This window comes from Actinomadura sp. 7K507 (assembly GCF_004348425.1).
Classification (GTDB): Bacteria; Actinomycetota; Actinomycetes; order Streptosporangiales; family Streptosporangiaceae; genus Spirillospora.
On record NZ_SMKK01000514.1, the window covers coordinates 1 to 1,702 of the forward strand.

The following is a 1,702-nucleotide window of genomic DNA, read 5'->3' on the forward strand; positions in this document are numbered from 1 at the left end:
GGCTTGTCTCGGCCGTACTCGGAGCAGGGGAGGGCGGCCAGGACCTTCAGGAGGTTGCCGAAGGGGGTGAAGATGGTCCAGCCGGACGGGTGCTCGCAGTTGGGGAGGGTGGCCGGGTCGGATTTGACCGCGCCCCAGGACGAGGTGTTGTTCTGCCAGCAGTTGCCGTCGCCCTGCTCGTCCCACCACACGTCCAGGCCGTTGGGGAGGGTCCGGCCGTCCGGCGCGACGCCGAAGGCGTTGCTGGTGTAGCGGTTGCGGTGCGAGGTGTCGCGGAACTTCAGCAGGTCGTTCTCGCCGCGGAGCGGGGCCGGTACCCAGATCTGCCGGAAACCGCTGCGCCAGTTGTCGTACAGGCGGTTGTGCACGTAGTTGTTGTCGTTGCCGCCGCCCAGGAGGAGGCCGGTGCCGACCGGGACCGGCGGGGCGGGGCAGACGACGCCGCGTTCGTGGCCCCGGTCCCTGGGGAGCTTGGCGCAGGTGCCGTCCCAGACGTTGCCGTAGTAGTTGACGTTGTTGCTGTAGATCAGGTTGTTCTCGAACGTCGCGTGGTTCTGCGGCAGGCCGGGGTGGCCCGGGAAGGCGCTGTCCATCGAGACGCCCGCCGAGTTGTGGTGGAACGTGTTGTCGTGCGCGTAGACGGAGTCCCCGGCGGTGCCCGAGTAGCCCAGCGCGTTGTGGTGGGAGTCGCAGCGCTGGATCTCGATGGAGTGGCGGCGGCCGTTGAGCGGTGAGGCCGAGCCGGGGTAGATCCCCGCGTCACCGTTGTGGTGGCCCTCGCAGTCGGTGTAGAGGCCGTGGTCGCTGGCGAAGGTGAGGAAGCCGTACTCCTCGTTCCACCGGGCCAGCGCGCGGTCGATGACGAAACCGTCCTGCTCCAGGATGTACACCCCGTTGAACTCGAACAGCTGCGTGGTGATGTTGCGCAGGTAGAAGCCGTCCGCGCGGTCGGAGCGGATGCCGTTGAGCTTGGCCCACGTCCCGTCGGACTTGAACCCGCCCTCGATGACGACGTCGGTCATCTCGCGGCCGGTTCCCTCCAGCTGGAGGTCGCAGCGGGGGCTGTCGCACGAGTAGTCGTCGTCGTCCGGGGTCTCGTCTCCGAAGACGGCCACGAGCTGCTGGAGGTTCGGGCAGGCGTACTGCTGGGCGTAGGTCAGGAGGTCCTGCCCCTCCAGCGCCGCGCACTGCGGGCTCGGCTCGGCGCGGCTCGGCTCCTCGCGGTACGTGCCGGGCAGCACGTAGATCGTGGTGCCGCGCTCGGTGACGTCGTTCACCGCGGCCTGGACGTGCCGGTACGAGCATTCGGCGAGGAGGCGCTCGTTGAGCGTCCTCAGCCATCCGGTGTAGCTCTCGATCAGGCCGGCCGACTCCGGTTTGCACACCACCAGCCGGGGCGAGGCCGGTGCCTTGCGGTAGGTCGGGACCTCGCCCGTCCCCGCCGGAAACCTGACCTCGCGTTCGGCGTGGCCGAGTGCCGGTGCCGTCATCAGGCCCAGGACCACGGTGAACACGACTGCGACGACTGCGCTGCGCTTGCCCATGACCGGGAATATGAACGTCATTCGCAATCTTGCCCAGACCTACCCACCGGCCACATCGGGCCATCCGGTCCCGCGTGTCCTCCGGGGGCGGCGGCGATCGGCGCGGGCCCCTTCCGTGCCGCCCGCGGCCCGGCCGGTAGGCGCGCAAGGCCGGGCCG

The 1,702-nt window shown here is 69.5% G+C and carries 1 protein-coding gene; it reads right to left on the reverse strand.

Annotated features, from left to right (window positions below):
* Nucleotides 1-1,544, reverse strand: a 1,544-nt coding sequence (locus E1285_RS44960; protein ID WP_165967059.1) for a right-handed parallel beta-helix repeat-containing protein, incomplete at its 3' end; no start/stop codon positions are given.
* Nucleotides 1,545-1,702: the final 158 nt, after the last annotated feature.